The 18,975-nt window shown below is 72.5% G+C and carries 22 protein-coding genes; 10 read left to right on the forward strand and 12 right to left on the reverse strand.

Going from position 1 to position 18,975, the window contains the following annotated elements; genetic code table 11:
* Positions 1 to 45: 45 nt before the first annotated feature.
* Positions 46 to 939: an RNA polymerase sigma factor SigJ gene (gene sigJ, locus ACNF49_RS52345; RefSeq protein WP_482942311.1), complete on the reverse strand. Its 894-nt coding sequence runs from the start codon at positions 937 to 939 to the stop codon at positions 46 to 48.
* 169 nt (positions 940 to 1,108) lie between these two features.
* Between sigJ and ACNF49_RS52350 the strand changes: the two genes are divergently transcribed.
* Positions 1,109 to 1,486 carry a hypothetical protein gene (locus ACNF49_RS52350; protein WP_357969884.1) on the forward strand — a complete coding sequence of 126 codons (378 nt, stop codon included), beginning with the start codon at positions 1,109 to 1,111 and terminating at the stop codon, positions 1,484 to 1,486.
* Here the strand turns inward: ACNF49_RS52350 and ACNF49_RS52355 are convergent.
* The 3 genes from ACNF49_RS52355 to ACNF49_RS52365 all read right to left on the reverse strand — a co-directional run bounded on the left by ACNF49_RS52355 (position 1,420) and on the right by ACNF49_RS52365 (position 3,266).
* Positions 1,420 to 1,923 (reverse strand): GNAT family N-acetyltransferase, encoded by a 504-nt coding sequence (locus ACNF49_RS52355; RefSeq protein ID WP_482942312.1) that lies wholly within the window; start codon positions 1,921 to 1,923, stop codon positions 1,420 to 1,422. The two genes, ACNF49_RS52350 and ACNF49_RS52355, sit on opposite strands and share 67 nt — an antisense overlap.
* A gap of 60 nt (positions 1,924 to 1,983) precedes the next feature.
* A complete protein-coding gene (locus ACNF49_RS52360; RefSeq protein WP_482942313.1) occupies positions 1,984 to 2,373 on the reverse strand; it encodes a VOC family protein in 390 nt (129 codons plus the stop codon).
* An 80-nt stretch (positions 2,374 to 2,453) separates the two neighbouring features.
* The gene (locus tag ACNF49_RS52365; protein WP_482942314.1) at positions 2,454 to 3,266 is read right to left on the reverse strand and encodes a helix-turn-helix domain-containing protein; all 813 of its coding nucleotides are present in this window, start codon (positions 3,264 to 3,266) and stop codon (positions 2,454 to 2,456) included.
* Positions 3,267 to 3,355: 89 nt separating this feature from the next.
* Between ACNF49_RS52365 and ACNF49_RS52370 the strand changes: the two genes are divergently transcribed.
* Together ACNF49_RS52370 and ACNF49_RS52375 are read left to right on the forward strand one after the other, a co-directional pair.
* On the forward strand, positions 3,356 to 3,802 hold the full coding sequence (locus ACNF49_RS52370) for a hypothetical protein (protein WP_482942315.1): 447 nt from the start codon (positions 3,356 to 3,358) through the stop codon (positions 3,800 to 3,802).
* A gap of 39 nt (positions 3,803 to 3,841) precedes the next feature.
* Complete coding sequence (locus tag ACNF49_RS52375) at positions 3,842 to 4,228, forward strand: DUF5713 family protein (RefSeq protein ID WP_482942316.1); 387 nt, start codon at positions 3,842 to 3,844, stop codon at positions 4,226 to 4,228.
* Positions 4,229 to 4,243: 15 nt separating this feature from the next.
* Here ACNF49_RS52375 and ACNF49_RS52380 read toward each other — a convergent pair whose 3' ends face one another.
* A complete protein-coding gene (locus ACNF49_RS52380; protein WP_482942317.1) occupies positions 4,244 to 5,008 on the reverse strand; it encodes a DUF6597 domain-containing transcriptional factor in 765 nt (254 codons plus the stop codon).
* 61 nt (positions 5,009 to 5,069) lie between these two features.
* Here ACNF49_RS52380 and ACNF49_RS52385 point away from each other — a divergent pair, with 61 nt between their 5' ends.
* Positions 5,070 to 5,615, forward strand: coding sequence for a TIGR03086 family metal-binding protein (locus ACNF49_RS52385; RefSeq protein WP_482942318.1), 546 nt, complete (start codon positions 5,070 to 5,072; stop codon positions 5,613 to 5,615).
* A gap of 28 nt (positions 5,616 to 5,643) precedes the next feature.
* Here ACNF49_RS52385 and ACNF49_RS52390 read toward each other — a convergent pair whose 3' ends face one another.
* Both ACNF49_RS52390 and ACNF49_RS52395 read right to left on the reverse strand, forming a co-directional pair.
* Positions 5,644 to 6,150 (reverse strand): DoxX family protein, encoded by a 507-nt coding sequence (locus tag ACNF49_RS52390; RefSeq protein WP_498703722.1) that lies wholly within the window; start codon positions 6,148 to 6,150, stop codon positions 5,644 to 5,646.
* Positions 6,151 to 6,290: 140 nt separating this feature from the next.
* Entirely contained in the window at positions 6,291 to 7,685 is a 1,395-nt protein-coding gene (locus ACNF49_RS52395; RefSeq protein ID WP_352325471.1) for an NAD(P)H-quinone dehydrogenase, read from the reverse strand.
* 253 nt (positions 7,686 to 7,938) lie between these two features.
* On the opposite strand from ACNF49_RS52395, the gene ACNF49_RS52400 reads away from it, so the two are divergent.
* Complete coding sequence (locus ACNF49_RS52400; RefSeq protein ID WP_357969864.1) at positions 7,939 to 8,358, forward strand: gamma-glutamylcyclotransferase family protein; 420 nt, start codon at positions 7,939 to 7,941, stop codon at positions 8,356 to 8,358.
* Here the strand turns inward: ACNF49_RS52400 and ACNF49_RS52405 are convergent.
* The gene (locus tag ACNF49_RS52405; RefSeq protein ID WP_482942319.1) at positions 8,355 to 9,659 is read right to left on the reverse strand and encodes an MFS transporter; all 1,305 of its coding nucleotides are present in this window, start codon (positions 9,657 to 9,659) and stop codon (positions 8,355 to 8,357) included. The genes ACNF49_RS52400 and ACNF49_RS52405 overlap by 4 nt on opposite strands.
* A 114-nt stretch (positions 9,660 to 9,773) precedes the next feature.
* Between ACNF49_RS52405 and ACNF49_RS52410 the strand changes: the two genes are divergently transcribed.
* From ACNF49_RS52410 to ACNF49_RS52425, 4 genes are read left to right on the forward strand one after another with little or no spacing between them, the layout of a single operon-like run.
* Entirely contained in the window at positions 9,774 to 10,754 is a 981-nt protein-coding gene (locus tag ACNF49_RS52410; protein WP_482942320.1) for an Lrp/AsnC family transcriptional regulator, read from the forward strand.
* Positions 10,751 to 12,055 carry a M20/M25/M40 family metallo-hydrolase gene (locus ACNF49_RS52415; protein WP_357969855.1) on the forward strand — a complete coding sequence of 435 codons (1,305 nt, stop codon included), beginning with the start codon at positions 10,751 to 10,753 and terminating at the stop codon, positions 12,053 to 12,055. Before ACNF49_RS52410 ends, ACNF49_RS52415 begins: the two co-directional genes overlap by 4 nt.
* Before the next feature lie 3 nt (positions 12,056 to 12,058).
* Complete coding sequence (locus ACNF49_RS52420) at positions 12,059 to 12,862, forward strand: purine-nucleoside phosphorylase (protein WP_357702426.1); 804 nt, start codon at positions 12,059 to 12,061, stop codon at positions 12,860 to 12,862.
* Positions 12,863 to 12,909: 47 nt separating this feature from the next.
* Positions 12,910 to 14,544 carry a phospho-sugar mutase gene (locus ACNF49_RS52425; protein ID WP_482945698.1) on the forward strand — a complete coding sequence of 545 codons (1,635 nt, stop codon included), beginning with the start codon at positions 12,910 to 12,912 and terminating at the stop codon, positions 14,542 to 14,544.
* A 34-nt stretch (positions 14,545 to 14,578) separates the two neighbouring features.
* On the opposite strand, the gene ACNF49_RS52430 is transcribed toward ACNF49_RS52425, so the two are convergent.
* Entirely contained in the window at positions 14,579 to 14,947 is a 369-nt protein-coding gene (locus ACNF49_RS52430) for a YciI family protein (protein WP_482942321.1), read from the reverse strand.
* A gap of 157 nt (positions 14,948 to 15,104) precedes the next feature.
* Here ACNF49_RS52430 and ACNF49_RS52435 point away from each other — a divergent pair, with 157 nt between their 5' ends.
* Complete coding sequence (locus ACNF49_RS52435) at positions 15,105 to 16,610, forward strand: MFS transporter (RefSeq protein ID WP_482942322.1); 1,506 nt, start codon at positions 15,105 to 15,107, stop codon at positions 16,608 to 16,610.
* An 8-nt stretch (positions 16,611 to 16,618) separates the two neighbouring features.
* Here the strand turns inward: ACNF49_RS52435 and ACNF49_RS52440 are convergent, their stop codons facing one another.
* From ACNF49_RS52440 to ACNF49_RS52450, 3 genes are read right to left on the reverse strand one after another with little or no spacing between them, the layout of a single operon-like run.
* A complete protein-coding gene (locus ACNF49_RS52440; RefSeq protein ID WP_357969849.1) occupies positions 16,619 to 17,110 on the reverse strand; it encodes a GyrI-like domain-containing protein in 492 nt (163 codons plus the stop codon).
* A gap of 14 nt (positions 17,111 to 17,124) precedes the next feature.
* Positions 17,125 to 18,084, reverse strand: a complete 960-nt coding sequence (locus ACNF49_RS52445) for an RNA polymerase subunit sigma-70 (RefSeq protein ID WP_482942323.1) — start codon at positions 18,082 to 18,084, stop codon at positions 17,125 to 17,127.
* Complete coding sequence (locus ACNF49_RS52450) at positions 18,045 to 18,863, reverse strand: MerR family transcriptional regulator (RefSeq protein ID WP_482942324.1); 819 nt, start codon at positions 18,861 to 18,863, stop codon at positions 18,045 to 18,047. The genes ACNF49_RS52445 and ACNF49_RS52450 overlap by 40 nt, the downstream gene beginning before the upstream one ends.
* Positions 18,864 to 18,975: the final 112 nt, after the last annotated feature.

Raw genomic sequence — 18,975 nt, forward strand, 5'->3', positions numbered from 1 at the left:
TCGTGTCTCGGCGGACCGACGACACAGCGTCCGGGAATGTGAGGGTCAGGCCGCCGTCCAGGGGTGGAGCTTGTCGGGGTTGCGCACCGCCCACAGCCGCTTGATCCGGCCCTCCGCCACGTCGAACGCCACGACCATCACGGTGACGCCGTCCCGCTGGGCCACCAGGCCGGGGCGGCCGTTGACGGTGCGCTCCAGCAGCGTCATGGCCGGCGCCCGGGTGGCGATCTCGACGGCGTAGCGGGCCACCTGTCCGGCGCCCTCGATCGGCCGCAGCACGGCGTTGACCACGCCGCCGCCGTCGGCGACGCCGACCACGCCGGGGTCGAGCAGGGCGACGAGGGCGTCGATGTCCTTGGCCTCCCACGCCTGCTTGAACTCGCGGACGATGCCGGCCTGCCGGGCCGCCGGCGTCACCGAGGTGCGCGCGGCGTCGATGCGGTGCCGGGCGGAGGAGGCCAGCTTGCGGCAGGCGGCCGGGGTGCGGCTGACGATCTCGGCCACCTCGGCGAAGGGGTAGCGGAAGACGTCGTGCAGGACGAACGCGACCCGCTCGGCCGGTGTCATCGACTCCAGCACGACGAGGAAGGCCATGTTGACCGACTCGTCCAGGGTGATCCGGTCGGCCGGGTCGTCGCCGGGCCATTCCGTGCGGTCGGGCAGCGGCTCGGGGATCCATTCGCCCACGTAGCGCTCGCGGCGGACGCGGGCCGAGCCGAGCACGTCCAGGCAGATGCGGCCGGCGACCCTGGTCAGCCAGGCGCCCGGCGACTCGATGGCCGCCTGCTGCCCGGGGGGCATGGCGTACCAGCGGGTGTAGGTCTCCTGGACGACGTCCTCGGCGTCGGCCAGCGAGCCGAGGAGGCGGTAGGCGAGGTTGATGAGCTGCCTGCGCTCGCTGATGATCGCGTCCAGGCCGGGGTCGGGTGCGGTGGTCATGATATGGACGACTCCCTTAGTCGCTTTTGCCCTAGTCTGTCCGACGAGACGGCGCTCCCGGATGTGAGGTCACCGCGCCACCTCACATTTCCGGCGGTCACGTCGTCGGACTTTTCGAAGGCAAGCCCCAGAAGCGGACCGCCGTCACCCGGCGGTCGAGGAGTTCCCCATGTTGCTACGTGTCGCGATCATCCTGCAGACCCTGGCCCTGTTCGCCGCGCCGGTCACCGCCGGGCTGCTGTTGTCGGTGCCCAACGGGCAGCCGCTGCACAGCGCCGCCGCGTACACGGTGTTCGTCGTGGCGGTGCTGCACCTGGTGGCCGCGATCCTGGCGTGGCGGCCGGGCGGCGGCTCGCCGAAGCCGATCATGCACGCGGCCGGGTTCCTGGTGCTGGTCAGCGCCCAGGTCGCGCTGGGCATCGCGCACGTGACGACCCTGCACGTGCCGCTGGGCGTGCTGCTGTTCGCCGGCAGCGTGCTTCAGCTCAGCCGGGTCTGGACGGCGCGGTCCAGCGACCGGGCCAGCCGCACGCTCTCCTCCGTGTAGCCGAGAGCGGCGTAGAACCGGCGGGCGGCGGTGTTGGCGGCGCCCGTCTCCAGGGTGAGGTGGCGCAGGCCCTGGTCACGGGCCCAGTCCTCGGCCGCCGCCATGAGCCGGCGGCCCAGACCCGCGCGGACGGCCTCGGGGGCGACCGCCAGCTCGCCGACGTAGGCGTCCTCGTCGCCGGTGAAGTGCCGCTGCCGGTCCACCGAGACGACGCCGACGACCCGGGATCCCCGCACGGCGACGAAGACCGCTCCCCGTCCTTCCTCCGCCACGGCGACGGACCCGGCGAGCCACCGCTCCGCCGCCCGTACGGCCGCGCCGGGGTCCCGCCAGGCCGCGACCCCTTCCGCCAGCCGGGGAGCCAGCGCCAGCACCCCCGGACGGTCCTCGGCGCGGAAGGGCCGGATGCGGACGTGCGCCTGATCCATGTCCTCCATGCCGAGCAGCATGACAGGCCGGACCAGCGGGAAAAAAGGGCCACCGCGCCGCCCGGCGCCTCAGCGCAGGTCGCCGGTGAGGATCCACAGGTGGCCGTACGGGTCGCGGAGACGGCCCGAGCGCATGCCGTAGGGCCGGTTCTCGATCGGCACGACCGTCCGCGCGCCCTGGGCGGTCATGCGCTCGCCGACGGCGTCCGGGTCGTCGACGACGATCTCCAGGAGCACCGGGGAGCCGCCCAGGTCGTCCGGCGATAGCCAGCCCCAGTCGGCGACGGCGGGCGAGACCCGGAACGTGGCGCTGCCGAGGCGGTGCTCGATGACGGTGGGCCGCCCGTCGTCACCCGGCGCGGCGCGGAACACCTCCTCGGCGCCCAGGGTGTCCCGGTAGAAGGCGGAGGCCCGGTCGGGGTCGGGCACGATGAGGCGAGGAACGAAGTGCATGTCCATGCGGCCATCGTCGAGGCGCGCGACGGCCGGGGTCTTGAACAAACGGGCACGGATCACGGCGGACGCCGGAGGCCCGGGTGTCAGTGTGGAACTGGAGGAGGCGGGGCGGGCGGGCCTTCGGTGCGCAGCCATTCCGTGGGCGTGCAGCCGGCCATGGCGCGCCACTCCCTGGTCAGGTGCGCCTGGTCGGCGAAGCCCGAGGCGGCGGCCACCTCCGCGAGCGCCGTCCGGCCGGAGCGCGCGGCGGCCACGAGCCGGCGCCGGGCGGCCTCGAAGCGGACGAGCCGCTGGTACTCCTTCGGCGTCACCCCGAACTCCCCGCGCACCGCCCCGCTCAGGTGGCGCCACGAGCACCCGAGGAGCCGGGCGGCCTCCTCGACCCGGGCGGTCCCGGACAGGGCCGCGAGCGTGGCCCGCGAGGTGCGGCGGGCGGCGCGGTCGCCGTGCCGGGCCAGCCCCGCGAGCAGCCGGCGTTCGACCAGGGCGCGGCGCTGGGCCCAGGACCGGCAGCCCGCCAGGCGCTCCGGCAGGTCGGCCAGCGCCGGGACGACGTCGGCGAGGTCGGCCACCTCCCCGGCCAGCGCCGAGGCGGGGACCCCGAGCAGGGCGGCGGCGCCCGGCGGGGTGAGCGTCAGCCACACCCCGCGCGTGCCTGCCCGCTGCCGCAGCTCGGCCGCGTCGAGGTGCAGCCCGGCGACGGCGGCGCGCAGCCGCCACCCCGGCCCCGGCCGCCCGAGCCAGGCGATGTCGACCGGGCCGTCCTCGGGGATCGTGACCGACAGCGTGGACGACGGCAGCCCGCGATGAACCCCGCCCGAACCGGGCCCGAGGTCGTAGGCGGCCAGCGTCGTCACGTACGGCGACAGCGCGGCGGACATCCCATCGGCGCTCACCCTGCCACGGTACGGCCCGCCGACCGCGCACCGGTCCCAAGGCCCGCCGGGCGGGTGACGGGCGGGCCGGGCGGGGTAGCGGCCAGGGCATGCACACACTCGTCAAGGGACTGATCGCGGGAGCGGCGGGCACCACGGCGCTGAACACCGTCTCCTACCTGGACATGCTCGTCCGGGCACGGGCCGCGAGCAGCACGCCGCGGCAGGCCGTGGCGAAGTTGTCCGACCTGACGCACACCGACCTCGGCGACGGCGACCGGGCCGCCAACCGCACGGAGGCGCTGGGCTCGCTCATGGGGTACGCGACCGGCATCGCCTCGGCCATCGCCTACGGGTTCCTGTCGGGGCGGCGCAGGTCGTGGCCGGTCGGGGTGCTGGCGCTCACCGCTCTGGCCATGTCCGGCTCGAACGTGCCGCTGACGTTGCTCGACGTCACCCACCCGAGCGAGTGGCCGGCGGGCGCGTGGGTCTCCGACGTCGTCCCGCACCTCGCGTACGGGATCACGGCGTACGCGGCGTACGAGCTGATGCGCTGACCTGGGCGCACCCGGCGGATTCTGTCGGTCGCGCAGGGCATGATCGAGCCGTCCGACCGCGTCCGCACGGAAATGGAGATCGGGTTGTCCCCCACGCATCCGCAGGTCATCGGCCACGCCTTCCTCAAGGCCCTCTACGACGACGGCTACTACCCCGACCACGTCGTCGACAAGGGCAGGGCCGTCCTGCTGCGACTGTGCGAACGCGTCGAGACCGAGCGGCCCGGCGACCTGGCCTCCCTCTACGCGCTGACGCATGCCGCGACGGAGGAGTTCAACGCGCTCGACGAGGAGTTCCACGAGGCCGGCAGCGAGATCGAGACCGTCGCGCGCGAGGCGATCGCCGAGGAGTTCTGGTTCGTGGCCACCACCTACGGCTTCCCGGAGGCCGACATCGAGGAGCTGATCGCCACCCGCGAGTGGTGACCCCGGCCGGAGGGGTCAGGTGTGCGGGTTGAGGCGGGCGTAGGCGGCGGGCGGCATGCCGACGGCGGCCGTGAAGTCGCGGGTCAGGTGGGCCTGGTCGGTGTAGCCCAGCTCGGCGGCGAGCGTGGCGAGGTCGAGGCCCTGCTGCACGCGTTCCGCGGCCTCGTGCAGCCGGAAGCGGCGGATCACCCATTTGGGGCCGATGCCGACATAGTCCCGGAACAGCCGTTGCAGGGAGCGTACCGACCGGCCCGCCTTGGCGGCCAGCTCGTCGACCCTGGTCACGGTCACGTCGTCCTCGACCAGCCCCACGAGGGCCGCGGCCTCCTCGGCCGGCGGGTCCGGCGCCGGCCCGAGCGCCAGCAGGAACGCCTCCACGAGCGCGATGGCGGCGCCCGGGTCCGGCTCGGCCAGCACGCCGCCGACCAGCGCCGGGCCGGAGGCCGGGAACATCTCGCCGATCTCCACGAACCGCCCGGTGAGCTCGGACACCGGGCGGCCGAGGAACGTCCGGAAACCGCCCGGGCGGAAGCGGGTGCCGAGCGCGCGGCCGGTGCCCCGCATCGTGTACGAGAACCCGCCGTCGATCACGCCCGCGATCCGGTGGAAGTCCTGGACGATCGTCATGTTCACGGTCGGGTGCGACAGGATGCGCTGCACGTACGGCTCGGCGAGGTCGGTCCACGTGACGACCCAGAAGTGGTCGACGTACGCCGCCAGCTCCGGCGGCGGCGCCTGGCGCGCGAAGTCGAAGGCGGCCAGCCCCGCGTACGGATTCACCCAGCCGCGCTGTCGCGTTTCTACAAGCCGTGCCCGAGGCAGGCGGGACATCATGGCTGCCATGGAAGACATGATGCCGCTGATGACCCGGGCCACCCACCGGACCGCCGGCCTGGTGGCCGCGGTGCGGCCCGAGCAGTTCGGGTCCCCGACGCCGTGCGCGGAGTTCGACGTCAAGGCGCTGGTCAACCACCTGGAGTGGGTGGCGGAGATGTTCGCGTCGCTGGCGCACGGCGGGGAGCGCACCGAGCAGGGCCCGTACGCGGGCGACTTCCCCGAGCGGGCCGAGCACATGCTGGCCGCCTGGTCGCGGCCGCAGGCGTGGGAGGGCACGTGCGCCGCGCTGGGCGGCCTGCCGATGACCATGGTGGCCCACCTGTGGCTGGTCGACATGATCGTGCACGGCTGGGACCTGGCCAGGGCCACCGACCAGGCGTACGAGCCGGACGCCGAGGCCGTCGCCCGTGGGCTGGGGTTCACGGAGCAGACGGTGGAGATGGGCCGGCAGAACGGGGCGTTCGGGCCGCCGGTGGCGGTGCCGGACGACGCACCGCCGTTCGACCGGCTGCTCGGCCTGATCGGCCGCGACCCGGCCTGGAAGCCCTGACCGGCTCACCGGCGAAGAAGACGACGGGTCAACGGGCGGCGGGCACGGCCTCCACGCCCTCCCGGACGGGCACGGCACGCCGCCAGGCGGCGAAGAGCGCCGCGGCGATGTACAGCACCTGCTCGGGGATGCGCTCCCACAGCGGCGTGGCCTCCCCGCCCGCGAAGGGCACGCCGGAGACCGCCGCGTAGATGTTCGCCGGGAGCAGGAAGACGAACAGCAGGGCCAGGCAGATCCCGGCCGCCCGGCGGGTGGCGGGCAGCACCAGCCCGACCGCCCCGGCCAGCTCCAGCACGCCGGTCAGGTAGACCACGGCGGCGGGGAACGGCACGAAGGGCGGCACCATGCGCACCAGGTCGGCGTGGTTCGGCATGAAGGTCACCCCGTCGGGGACGAAGTGCGCGCTTCCCGTCATCACCACCATGACGGCCAGCCCGTGCGCCGCGGACACCTGCCACGTGCCGAACCGCCGCACGCCGAGCGCGCCCAGCAGCCGGAAGCCCAGCGTGGCCACCAGAAGAACGATCACCGTCACCGGAACACCCCATTGGATAGTACCGTTATCCAAACTTGGATAACAGTACTATCCAATGAGCGCGGAAGCAAGCGCGCACAACGAGAAGCCGTGCGGGTCAGGACGACCCGCACGGCTTCGCGCGCGCTGAAGAGGGACGGCTAGATGCCGATGGCGGCCTCGGGCTGCATGAGGCGGCGGGCCGCCTCGGTGATCGAGCCCGACAACGACGGGTAGACCGCGAACGAGTGGGCGACCTGGTCGACCGTCAGCCGCTGCTGCACGGCCAGCGACACCGCGAGGATCAGCTCCGAGGCGCGCGGGGCCACGACCACGCCCCCGAGCACGATGCCGGTGTGGGGGCGGCAGAACAGCTTGACGAAGCCGTCGTTGAAGCCCTGCATCTTGGCCCGCGCGTTGGTGGCCAGCGGCAGCTTGACCACGTTCGCGTCGATCTCGCCCGCCTCGATCGAGCGCTGCGCCACGCCGACGGCCGCGATCTCGGGGTCAGTGAAGATGTTGGAGGCCACCGTGGCCAGCCGCAGTGGCTGGACGGCCTCGCCCAGCGCGTGCCACACGGCGATGCGGCCCTGCATGGCGGCGACCGAGGCGAGCATGAGCACGCCGGTGCAGTCGCCGGCCGCGTAGACGCCGGGCGCGGAGGTGCGGGAGACCTTGTCGACCTTGACGAAGCCGTTCCGGTCGAGCTGCACGCCGGCCTCCTCCAGGCCGATGCCGCCGGTGTTGGGGACCATGCCGACCGTCATCAGCGCGTGGGAGCCCTCGGCCGTGCGGCCGTCCTCCAGGGTCACCACCACGCCGTCGGCCGTGCGCTTGACGGAGGAGGCGCGCGAGCGGCCCATGACGTTCATGCCGCGCCGCCGGTAGACCTCTTCCAGCACCTCGGCGCCGTCGGCGTCCTCGTTGGGCATCATCCGGTCGCGGCTGGAGACCAGCGTGACCTCCGCGCCGAGAGAGCGGTACGCGCCGGCGAACTCCGCGCCGGTCACGCCGGAGCCGACCACGATCAGGTGCTCGGGCAGCTCCTCCAGGTCGTAGAGCTGCCGCCAGGTGAGGATGCGCTCGCCGTCGGGCTCGGCCCCCGGCAGCACGCGCGGCGTCGCGCCCGTGGCCACGAGCACCACGTCGGCCCTGATCGTACGGTCGCCCGCGCGCACGACCTGCGGGTCGACCAGCCGCCCCCGCGCCTTGATGATCTCGACGCCCTCGGCCTCGACCCGGGTCGCGATGTCGGCCGACTGGGCCTGGGCCAGCTCCTTGACCCGCTTGTTGACCAGCGGCAGGTCGACGCCGACCACGCCGGCGTCGCCGTCGGGGCCGCCGGAGAACGACACGCCGAGCGAGGGCGCGTCGAGAAGCGCCTGCTTGCGGACGGAGGTGGCGATCAGCGTCTTGGACGGCACGCAGTCGGTGAGCACGCAGGCCCCGCCCGGCCCGTCCTGCTCGACCATCGTGACCTGTGCGCCTAGTTGGGCGGCCACCAGCGCCGCTTCGTAGCCGCCCGGCCCGCCACCAATGATCACGATCCTCGTCACGTGTCCCATTCTCCCGCACGTGCCCCCGGAAGCCGCAACCGGCCCATGACGGGATCACGCTCCGGCGGACATGGGGGACACATGGGCCTTCCGTGCCCGGCTTGATGGACCGACACGCCGGGTCAGCGTGGCAGGATGGCGCGATAGCTGGATGACGAGCGGCACCCGGCGAGAGGGGTGGATCGTGGCGTGGCTTTCGGATCAATCAGGGAAGCCGAATGATCTACGGCTTTACGGCTCCTACGGGATGAACATGGACCCCGAGCAGATGGCCATGCGCGCCCCGCACTCCCCGATCTGGGGGGTCGGCTGGCTGACCGGCTGGCGGCTGACCTTCGGCCGCACCGACAGCAAGTGGGAGAGCTCGATCGCCACCATCGTGGAGGACCCCGACGAGCACGTCTTCGTCGTGCTCTACGACGTGCCCGAGTGGGAGGAGACCTCGCTCGACCAGTGGGAGGGCGCGGTCCGCGGCGCCTACCACAAGGTGCGGCTGCGGGTGCAGACCCTCGACGGCGAGGTCGTCGCCTGGTTCTACGTGCTCGACGGCTACGAGGGCGGCCTGCCCTCGGCCCGCTACCTGTGCAACCTGGCCGACGCGGCCGAGCGTGCGGGCGCCCCCGACGACTACGTCAAGGAGCTTCGGGAGCGCCCCTGCACCTCGGCGCCCTAGCGGAGCGGCTCGTCCTTGGTCTCGCGCAGCACGAAGACGTACACGAGCGTGGAGATCAGCGCCAGGGCGGACATGTACCACGGGAACATCCCGGGGTTGCCGGCCTTCTGCAGCGCGGTGCCGATCAGCGGCGCGGTGCCGCCGAAGATCGCCACGGTCAGCGAGTACGGGAACCCGGCCCCCGCCGCCCGCACCCGGGTCGGGAACAGCTCCGAGTTCACCGCGGCCGAGACCGAGGTGAAGCAGCCCAGGAACACCATGCCGATCATCTGCACGACGAGCAGGCTGGCGAAGGAGTCGGTGAGCAGTCCGAGCAGCGGCACCGGCAGGATCAGGAAGCCGAGCCCGAACGCGATCAGCATCGGCTTGCGCCCGATCTTGTCCGACAGCAGGCCGAGCAGCGGCTGCAGCAGCATGAAGAACACCAGCGAGATCGTGCCGACCTGGAGCGACTCGGCCTTGTCGAACGAGACCGTGATCTGCGCATAGGTGGGCAGGAAGCTGGTCCAGGTGTAGTAGGCGACGGTGCCCGCGATCGTGATGCCGACGATGGTGAGCGCGGACCTCGGGTGGAGCTTGAGGAACTCGAACATGCCCGGCCGCTTGGCCTCGCCCCGCTGGATCTCCTCGGCGACCGCCGAGGTCTCGTCGGCGCCCTTGCGGATCCACAGGCCGACGAGGCTGAGCAGCGCGCCCACCAGGAACGGGATGCGCCAGCCGTAGGAGCTCATGTCCTCCTTGACCAGCGTCGAGGTGAGCACCGCGGCCAGGCCGGAGGCGATGAGCTGGCCGATGGTGGTGCTGACGTACTGGAAGGAGGAGAACAGCCCGCGGCGGCGCGGCGGGGCCGACTCGACGAGGAACGTGGTGGCGGCGGCGAACTCACCGCCCACGGACAGGCCCTGGATCAGCCGGGCCAGCGTCAGGATGACCGGCGACAGCAGGCCCACGGCCTCATAGGTGGGGGTCAGGCCGAGCAGCAGCGAGCCGCCGCCCATCAGGATGATGGTGAAGGTCATCGCGGACTTGCGGCCGTACCGGTCGGCGAACGCGCCCACCAGCAGGCCGCCCAGGGGCCGCATGAAGAAGCCCACCGCGAACACCGCGAATGTGCTCAGCAGCGGCACCAGGCTGTTGCCGGAGCTGTCGGGGAAGATCTGCGCCGAGAAGACCGTGGCCAGGAAGGTGTAGGCGTACCAGTCGTACCACTCGACCACGTTGCCGATACTGGCCGCCATGAGCTGACGGACCCTGCTCTTCGGTATGCCGAGCGGCGATTGCACGACGGGGGAGGTCGACACGGCATGTGCTCCTTTTGCTGACACGTGGAGTGATGGCTTACTGTGCATTCGGAAGACCGAAACAGTCAAATGTCTGGGCAATTATTTACAAACCCGACACGGAAGCGGTTGCAGGTGGACGTTCTCGACCGGCGGCTCGTGGCCGCGCTGCAGGTGAGCCCACGCGCCTCGTGGGGCGAGATCGGCAGGGTGGTCGGCGAGCACGAACGCACGGTCGCCCGCCGGCTCCAGCGGCTCATCGCCGACGGCGTCGTCCGCGTCACCGCGATCTACGACGACCTGCGCACCGGCCACGGCCGCCCCGCGCACCTGCACGTCCAGGTGCGGCCCGGCACGGCGGCCCAGGTGGCCAGATCGCTCACCGACCGGCGCGACACACGGTCGGTCTACGCGCTGACCGGGGCCGCCGACCTGGCCTGCGAGCTGGTGCCGCCGTCGCGGCAGGACCTGCACACCATCCTGGCCCACGACATCAGCGAGATCGACGGCGTGCTCCAGACGCAGACCCAGGTCGTGCTGCACACGTTCACCACCGTGGCCGAGTGGCACGCGCCCTTCCTCACCGACCGGGAGGTCGCCGAGCTGCGCCCCGCGCCGCCGCCCCCCGACCTGCCCGACGAGGACGGCCTGTCGCCGCTGGAGAAGGAGATCGCCGAGCTGCTGGCGGCCGACGGCCGGGCCGCCTTCACCACGATCGCCGAACGGCTCGACCTGTCCGTGCCGACCGCGCGCCGGCGGGTCGCCTCGCTCGTCGACCGGCGGTTACTGCTGCCGCGCGCCGAGGTCGAGCCCGCGCTGCTCGGGCTGGAGGTCGAGGCCATGCTGTGGCTGAAGGTGCGGCCGTACGGGCTGGGCGAGACCGGCCGGCGCCTGGCCGAGCACCCCAACGTGCGCTACTGCGCCGCCACCTCGGGCACCCACTCCCTCATCGTGCAGGTGGCGGTGGCCCACGAGGCGGACCTCTATCGTTTCATGACCGACGTGCTCGGCCGGCTCGACGAGATCACCGACAGCGACCTGACCCTCATCACCCGCGCGTACAAACGCGGTCACCTGCACAAATCCGGACTGCTCACCCTGGAGAAGACGCCATGACACCTGCCGAGAAGGAAGTCGCCGACCTGTGCGTGGAGCTGATCCGCGTCGACAGCAGCAACTACGGGGACGGCAGCGGCCCCGGCGAGCGGGCCGCGGCCGAGGTCGTCATGGCCAGGCTGGACGAGGTCGGCATCGAGGCGACGTACGTCGAGAGCGAGCCGGGCCGCGGCAACGTGGTCACCCGCGTCGAGGGCACCGACCCGTCGCTGCCCGCGCTGCTCGTCCACGGCCACCTCGACGTGGTGCCCGCCAACGCCGCCGACTGGTCGGTCGACCCGTTCGCCGGCGAGGTCAAGGACGGCTACATCTGGGGCCGCGGCGCCGTGGACATGAAGGACATGGACGCGATGATGCTGGCCGTGCTGCGCCAGATGAAGCGCGAGGGACGCCGTCCGCGCCGCGACATCGTCTTCGCCTGGGTCGCCGACGAGGAGGCCGGCGGCGTGTACGGCGCCAAGTACCTCACGGCCAACAACCCCGAGCTGTTCGAGGGCGTGACCGAGTCCATCAGCGAGGTCGGCGGCTACTCGCTGGAGGTCGACCCGTCGCTGCGGCTGTACCTGATCGAGACCGCCCAGAAGGGCCTGGCCTGGATGAAGCTGGTCGCCGACGGCACCGCCGGGCACGGCTCGATGCTCAACTCCGACAACGCGGTCACCGAGGTCGCCAAGGCCGTGGCCCGGCTCGGCGGGCACGAGTGGCCGCTGACCTACACGCCGACCGTGCGCCAGTTCCTCACCGAGGTCGCCGACGCCTTCGGCCTGCCGTTCGACGAGGACGACCCGGCCCCGCTGCTGGACAAGCTCGGCCCGCTGGTGCGGTTCGTCGGCGCGACGCTCCGCCACACCACCAACCCGACCCAGCTCGACGCCGGCTACAAGTCGAACGTCATCCCCGGCCAGGCCACGGCCGTCGTGGACGGGCGTTTCCTGCCCGGCTTCGAGGAGGAGTTCTTCAAGACCGTCGACTCGCTCATCGGGCCGAACGTGCGCCGCGAGTTCGTGCACCACGACATCGCGCTGGAGACGACGTTCGACGGCGCGCTGGTCGAGTCGATGATCGCGGCGCTGAAGGCCGAGGACCCGACCGCGCGGGCGGTGCCGTACTGCATGTCGGGCGGCACCGACAACAAGACCTTCTTCGCCGACCTCGGGGTGCGCGGGTTCGGGTTCGTGCCGCTGCGGCTGCCCGGCGACATGGACTTCGCCTCGATGTTCCACGGCGTGGACGAGCGGGTGCCGGTGGACGCGCTGCAGTTCGGGGTGCGGGTTCTGGACAGGCTGCTCCTAAACTACTGAGATGTGAGCAACGACGCATACACCCTGGCCGTAGAGGCCGCCGCCGCCCTGACCGGCGCGGCCGGCCTCGACACCTTCGACGTGGCCCTCGTCATGGGGTCGGGGTGGGTCCCCGCCGCCGACGCGATCGGGCAGACCGTGGCCGAGATCCCGTTCACCGATCTGCCCGGCTTCCGCGCCCCCGCCGTGGCCGGGCACGGCGGCAAGATCCGCGTCGTGCGCACGCCGTCCGGGCGGCACGCGCTGGTCTTCCTCGGCCGCACCCACCTGTACGAGGGCCTCGGCGTCGACGCGGTGGTCCACGGCGTGCGCACGGCGGCCGCGGCGGGCGTGCGCACGATCGTCCTGACCAACGCGGCGGGCGGCCTGCGGCCGGAGACCCAGAACGTCGGCGACCCGGTGCTGATCAGCGACCACGTCAACCTGACCGGCGCCAACCCGATCACCGGCACCACCTTCATCGACCTCACCGAGGTCTACTCGCGCCGCCTGCGCGCCCTGGTCCGCGAGATCGACCCGACCCTGGCCGACGGCGTCTACGTGGCCTTCCGCGGCCCGACGTACGAGACGCCCGCGGAGATCCGGATGTTGCGCACGCTCGGCGGCGACCTGGTGGGCATGTCCACCGTGCTGGAGGCCATCGCCGCCCGCGAGGCGAACCTGGAGGTGCTCGGCGTCTCCCTGGTCACCAACCCGGGGGCGGGCCTGTCCGGCGAGCCGCTCAACCACGAGGAGGTCCTGGAGGTGGGCCGCGCCACGGCCGCCCGCATGGGCGTGCTGCTGGCCAAGGTGGTGGACCGCCTGTGAGCGCCGGCATCCCGCCGGAGGGCGAGGGGGACGTCCCGCTCCCGCCCGTGGACGCCGACCTGCTGCGCCGCGCCCGCCAGTGGCTGGCCCAGGACCCCGACCCCGACACCCGGGCCGAGCTGTCCGACCTCCTGGAGGACGACGACCTGCCCGCACTTCGCGAGCGGTTCCAGGCCAAGCTGGAGTTCGGCACCGCCGGCCTGCGCGGCGAGCTGGGTGCGGGCCCCAACCGGATGAACCGGGTCACCGTCATGCGCGCCGCCGCCGGTCTGGCCGGTGTGCTGGGCGCCGGCAAGCACGTCGTGATCGGCTACGACGCCCGACACAAGTCCGACGTGTTCGCCAGGGACACCGCGGCCGTCCTGACCGGCGCGGGGCTGCACGTCTCGCTGCTGCCGCGCCCGCTGCCCACGCCGGTGCTGGCCTTCGCCGTACGCCACCTCGGGGCCGACGCGGGCGTGACGGTCACCGCCAGCCACAACCCGCCCAGGGACAACGGCTACAAGGTCTACTGGGGAGACGGCTCGCAGATCGTGCCGCCGGTCGACCGGGAGATCTCGGCCGCCATCGACGCGGTGGGCCGGGTCGACCAGCTCCCCCTCGACGGCCCAGGCACGCTCACCGAGCTGGGCGAGGACATCGTCGACGACTACATCGACGCGGTGACCGCCCTGCCGCTGGGCGAGGCGCGCGAGCTGCGGGTGGCGTACACGCCGCTGCACGGGGTGGGCTCGGGGACGCTGACGGGGGCCTTCCTCGCGGCGGGCTTCGAGACGCCGATGGCCGTGGAGGAGCAGCGCAACCCCGACCCCGACTTCCCGACGGTGGCCTTCCCCAACCCGGAGGAGCCCGGCGCGATGGACCTGGCGGTCGCGCTGGCCGCCAAGCTCGGCTCCGACCTGGTGCTCGCCAACGACCCCGACGCCGACCGGTGCGCGGTCGGCGTGCCGCTGCCCGACGGCACGTGCCGCATGCTGACCGGCGACGAGGTCGGCGGCCTGCTGGCCGAGCACGTGATCACCCACACCACCGGCGACCGGCTGGTGGCCACCACGATCGTCTCCTCGACCCTGCTGAGCAAGATCGCGCAGGCCCACGGCGTGCGCTACGGCGAGACGCTGACCGGGTTCAAGTGGATCGTCAAGGCGGGTGAGGGCCTGGTCTTCGGCTACGAGGAGGCCATCGGCTACTGCGTCGGCTCCGACGCCGGCCTGCCGGTCCACGACAAGGACGGCATCGGCGCGGCCCTGACCGTGGCCGCCGTCGCCGCCGCCGCCAAGCGCGACGGCCGCACGCTGCTCGACCTGCTCGACGACCAGGCCGTCCGGTACGGCCTGCACGCGACGTCCCAGCTCAGCTTCCGGGTCGCCGACCTGTCGCTGATCTCCGGCGCGATGGACCGCCTGCGCGCCGCCCCGCCCGCCACGCTGGGCGACCACACGGTCGAGGCCGTGGACGACCTGAGCCGCGGCGACGGCGGCCTGCCCCCGACCGAGGGCCTGCGCTTCCACCTGTCGGACGGCGGGCGCGTCGTGGTCCGCCCGTCGGGCACCGAGCCCAAGCTGAAGTGCTACCTGGAGGTCGTGGTGCCGGTGACCGGTGAGGTGTCGCAGGCGCGCGCGTCGGCCGCCCGCGATCTCGACGGTCTGAAGGCCGGCCTGACCGCCTGTCTGGGCCTGTAGACCGGTGGGCCCGCGCCGCGGGCCCACCGGCAGGTCACATGTCGGCGCCCGCCGAGAACATGATCGGCCGGACCTCGATCGCCAGGCCCTCGATCCTGCTGTCGGGGATCATGCCGGCCAGCTCGATCGCGCGCTCGCGGCTCTCGCAGTCGACGATGTAGTAGCCGCCCATGTACTCCTTGGCCTCCAGGAAGGGGCCGTCGGTCACGGCCGGCAGGCCGTTGCGGGTGCGGACGACGACGCTGGTGGACGGGTCGCCGAGCGCCTGCGTGCCGATCATCTCGCCCGACTCCTGGATCGTCTTCATGAAGGCGCCGTGGCCGCTCATGATCAGGTCGCGCTGCTCCTCGCTCAGGGTGTCCATGACCTGCTGGTTCACCTGCATGATCAACAGAAACTTCATCGTCTCTCCTCGTGGTCGTGCGCGTTCCGTCGTGCTGGGGTCGGAGCCGGCGCGTCCCTCTCGACATGCCCCGCGAAACTTTTCCGGAAAGCACGTCGAGCGCGCGAGCCGGGCTCCGACCTCCTGGTGAATCGGACGACACCAGGAGGCTCCCGACATGCCGCATCTCACCGAGACCGCCGCCGAACCCAGGGCCGGGCGGCGCGAATGGGCCGGGCTGGCGGTGCTCGCCCTGCCCACCCTGCTCGTCGCGGTCGACATCAACGCGCTGTTCCTGGCGCTGCCCCGGCTGAGCGTGGAGCTGGGGGCGAGCGCCGTCCAGCAGTTGTGGATCATCGACATCTACGGGTTCATGGTCGCCGGGCTGGTCATCACGATGGGCGGCCTCGGCGACCGCATCGGCCGCCGCCGGCTCCTGCTGACCGGCGCGGCGGCCTTCGGCGTCGCCTCCCTCGCGGCGGCGTACGCGGTCAGCCCCGCCATGCTGATCGCCGCCCGTACGGTGCTGGGCGTCGCGGGCGCCACGCTCATGCCCTCCACGCTCGCGCTCATCACCAACATGTTCCGCGACGCCCGGCAGCGCGGCACGGCCATCGCCGCCTGGGCCACCTGCCAGTTCGCCGGGGCCGCGCTCGGGCCGGTCGTCGGCGGGCTGCTGCTGGAGCACTTCTGGTGGGGGTCGGTGTTCCTGCTGGCCGTCCCCGTGATCGCGGTGCTGCTTGTGGGCGGCGTGCTGCTGCTGCCGGAGTTCCGCGACCCGGACGGCGGGCGCATGGACCTGGCCAGCGTCGCGCTGTCGATGCTGGCGATCCTGCCGGTGGTCTGGGGCGTCAAGGAGCTGGCCGCCTCGTCGGCGTCGGCCGGGCCCGGCGCGCCGCTCGCGGCGATCGCGGTCGGCGTGGCATTCGGGGCCGCGTTCGTACGGCGGCAGCTCACGCTCGACGTTCCCCTGCTCAACCTGCGCCTGTTCACCCAGCGCCCGCTCACCCTGATCCTGACCGCCCTGGTGCTGGCGGGCATCGCCATGGCGGGCACCGGCCTCCTGGTCACCCAGTACCTTCAGTCGGTGCTGGGGCACACCCCGGCGCAGTCGGCACTGTGGTTCGCGCCCATGGGGCTCGGCGTCGCACTGGGGACCACGCTCACCCCGGCCCTGACCCGCCGCGTCGCCCCCCGCACCGCCATCATGGGCGGCCTGACGCTGGCGGCCGCCGGGGCGGCGCTGCTCACGCAGGCCGAGGCCGGGCTGCCGGTGGTGATCACCGCCATCACCGTGCTGGCGCTGGGCACCGGCCCGCTGTTCGCCCTGGGCACGGGGATCGTGGTCGGGTCGGTGCCGCCGGAGAAGGCCGGGTCGGCGGCCTCGCTGGCCGAGTCGGGCAACTTCCTGGGCGGGACGCTCGGCCTGGCCCTGCTCGGCACGGCCGCGGCGGCCGTCTACCACCACGCCCTGCCCGCGCACGTGCCCGGCGCGGCCAGGGAGACCGTGGCGGCAGCGGCGGCCGCGGCCAGGGGGCTCGCCCCGGCGCAGGCCGCCGAGCTGCTGGCGGCCAGTCACGCCGCGTTCCTCAGCGGGATCGTGGCGATCGGCCTGGCGGGCGCGGCCCTGTTCGTGCTGGCCGCGCTGCTGACCTCGCTGCTGCCCCGCGCGAACGCGGCGTGACGGCCGGCTCAGGCCAGGCGGAACTGCAGGTCGATGTCCCACTTGTTCAGGTCGGGCTCGATCCGCGGGTCCGTCTGGTACAGCTCCAGCCGGCAGCCCCAGTGCTCGGTGCCGTCCTTCTCGGTCATGTCCCAGGTCAGGCCCTGCTCGGCGGCCCACGTCAGCACCGACTCGATGACGCCGGAGAGCTGGTCGGGGTGGCCGTGATGGGACTCGGTGACGAAACGGCCCGCCGGCAGCGTGCCCACGTGGAACTCGCCCTCCACGGGCTCGGTGATGGGCGCGGTGACGGGCACGCCCGCCTCCACCACCAGCCGGTCCTCCGGCATGTCGATGCTGTGGTACCGGAAGAACGGGGCTCCGGCCATCGTGTGCCCGCGCTCGGCGAGCCAGCCGATCATCTCCGCGATCCGGTCTCCGACGAGGCCGAAGCTGGTCATCGTGATGGTCTTCTTGATCCCGAGGTAAGGACGCTCGGGAAGTTCGACGATCTGTGGCATGTGTCTGTCCTCCTTCACCTGTCAGTACGGAGCGGCCGGCCGAAACTCATCGGCAGGCCGAAGGACGGCACCAGCCGGGGATCGAGAAAGGTGGTCACGCCGGTGACGACTCCGCCGCCGATCTCCAGGACTACCAGGGCGAACGCCTCCCCGTCCCGGTACTGGGCGAAGGCGGGCGCGCCGTTCGCCCCGGCCGGCAGCAGGCGGTCGCCCGCGCAGGGCGCGCCGGCGGCCAGCAGGACCGCCCTGACCGCCTCCCGGCCGCGCAGCCACCACGCGAACGGCGGCATCGACATCGTCGCGTCCTCGTGCAGCAGCGAGACCAGCGCGTCCACGTCGTACCGCTCGAAGGCGGAGACGTAGCGGTCGAGCAGCCTCCCGTCGACCTCGGCATCCTCGGGGGCGACCGCGGGGAGCCGGGCGCGGGCCCGCTGCAACGCGCTGTTCACGGACGCGACGCTCATCCCCAGCAGGCCCGCCACCTCGGCGGCCTGCCACTTCAGCACGTCGCGCAGGATGAGCACGGCCCGCTGCCGCGGCGGCAGCCCTTGCAGCGCGGCCACGAACGCCAGCCGCACGCTCTCCCTGGCCACCGCCAGCTCCGCCGGGTCGGCCGGCAACACGCGCCCGTCGGCTACCGGCCACACCCAGGCGTCTCCGGGCAGCGGGTCGCCGAGCGGGTCACCGGGACGCGCCGCCGGCCCGAGGTCCATCGCCCGCGCCCGCCGCTGCGGCCCGCGCAACATGTCCAGGCAGACGGACGTGGCGAGCCGGAACAACCACGGGCGCAACGGCCCCCGCCCCGGCTCGTACGTGCGCCACGCCCTGACGAACGTCTCCTGCACCGCGTCCTCGGCCTCGAAGCCCGAGCCGAGCATCCGGTAGCAGTAGCCGGTCAGCTCGACCCGGTGATGTTCCAGCTCGGTCGCCTCCACTAGGCCGGGGCCACCTCGATCTGCAGCTCGTGCACCCATTCCGCGCGGTCCTCCGGGCAGTGCAGCGACACCTCTCTCGCCAGGTCGAGCGAGCGGTAGCCGTTCTCCTCGATCCAGTGGGCCAGGGCCTGGAAGGTCGGCCCGACGGCCTCCATCGGGCCGTGGTGGATGATCGTGGCCGCCGTGCCGATCGCGGGCAGGTCCCTGATCCCGAAGTCGTGGCGCGGATCGGGGTCCACGTTGACCGGCAGGCAGGCGTGGACCATGACCGAGCCGTCGTCCTCCTGGCGGTAGTAGGCCAGGCCGGGGCCGACCACGCGGACGTCCGCCCGCTCCACGCGGGCGCAGATCTCGGCGAACAGCGGCCCGATCACCGGGCCGACGTCCTCGCCCTCGTAGCTGGCCGCCCTGGCGCCGAGCTGCGCGACCCGTACCGGGTCGACCTTCTTGAGCACGACTTCCGCGGTTCTCATGTGGCCCTCCGTCTCGATGCTGCGGAGTCTCGCCTCGACGCCGCGCAGCCTGGCCAGGTCGGCGCTGATCCGGGCCTCCAGCTGGGCGCGGCGCAGCCGTACCATGCCGTGCAGCTCTTCGGTGCTGACCTTCTCGTCCAGGATCGTCCGGACCTGTTCCAGCGTGAAGCCGAGGTCCTTGATGGCGACGATCCGGTTGAGTCTGGCCAGTTGCGCGGCCTGATAGGACCGGTAGCCGGTGAGCGGGTCCACGTGCGCGGGGCGCAGCAGGCCGATGGCGTCGTAGTGGCGGAGCATGCGTACGGACACGAGCCCCAGCCGGGCGAAATCTCCGATGCTGAACATGTCCGGTCCAGAAGTAGGGGCTCACACGGTGTCAGAGTCAACCTATGGCGATTTCTGGGGACATGGGGTATTTTCCAGCGTAACAAGCAACCGAACGTTCGTTAGGTCGCCA

This window comes from Actinomadura sp. ATCC 39365 (genome assembly GCF_054392275.1).

What these genes read in the sequence shown, in the direction of transcription:
- sigJ (WP_482942311.1), bottom strand. Translation starts at nt 939, where the DNA reads ATGACCACCGCACCCGACCCCGGCCTGGACGCGATCATCAGCGAGCGC.
- ACNF49_RS52350 (WP_357969884.1), top strand. Translation starts at nt 1,109, where the DNA reads ATGTTGCTACGTGTCGCGATCATCCTGCAGACCCTGGCCCTGTTCGCC.
- ACNF49_RS52355 (WP_482942312.1), bottom strand. Translation starts at nt 1,923, where the DNA reads ATGGAGGACATGGATCAGGCGCACGTCCGCATCCGGCCCTTCCGCGCC.
- ACNF49_RS52360 (WP_482942313.1), bottom strand. Translation starts at nt 2,373, where the DNA reads ATGGACATGCACTTCGTTCCTCGCCTCATCGTGCCCGACCCCGACCGG.
- ACNF49_RS52370 (WP_482942315.1), top strand. Translation starts at nt 3,356, where the DNA reads ATGCACACACTCGTCAAGGGACTGATCGCGGGAGCGGCGGGCACCACG.
- ACNF49_RS52375 (WP_482942316.1), top strand. Translation starts at nt 3,842, where the DNA reads ATGATCGAGCCGTCCGACCGCGTCCGCACGGAAATGGAGATCGGGTTG.
- ACNF49_RS52385 (WP_482942318.1), top strand. Translation starts at nt 5,070, where the DNA reads ATGGAAGACATGATGCCGCTGATGACCCGGGCCACCCACCGGACCGCC.
- ACNF49_RS52400 (WP_357969864.1), top strand. Translation starts at nt 7,939, where the DNA reads ATGGACCCCGAGCAGATGGCCATGCGCGCCCCGCACTCCCCGATCTGG.
- ACNF49_RS52415 (WP_357969855.1), top strand. Translation starts at nt 10,751, where the DNA reads ATGACACCTGCCGAGAAGGAAGTCGCCGACCTGTGCGTGGAGCTGATC.
- ACNF49_RS52430 (WP_482942321.1), bottom strand. Translation starts at nt 14,947, where the DNA reads ATGAAGTTTCTGTTGATCATGCAGGTGAACCAGCAGGTCATGGACACC.
- ACNF49_RS52435 (WP_482942322.1), top strand. Translation starts at nt 15,105, where the DNA reads ATGCCGCATCTCACCGAGACCGCCGCCGAACCCAGGGCCGGGCGGCGC.
- ACNF49_RS52440 (WP_357969849.1), bottom strand. Translation starts at nt 17,110, where the DNA reads ATGCCACAGATCGTCGAACTTCCCGAGCGTCCTTACCTCGGGATCAAG.
- ACNF49_RS52445 (WP_482942323.1), bottom strand. Translation starts at nt 18,084, where the DNA reads ATGGGTGCACGAGCTGCAGATCGAGGTGGCCCCGGCCTAGTGGAGGCG.
- ACNF49_RS52450 (WP_482942324.1), bottom strand. Translation starts at nt 18,863, where the DNA reads ATGTTCAGCATCGGAGATTTCGCCCGGCTGGGGCTCGTGTCCGTACGC.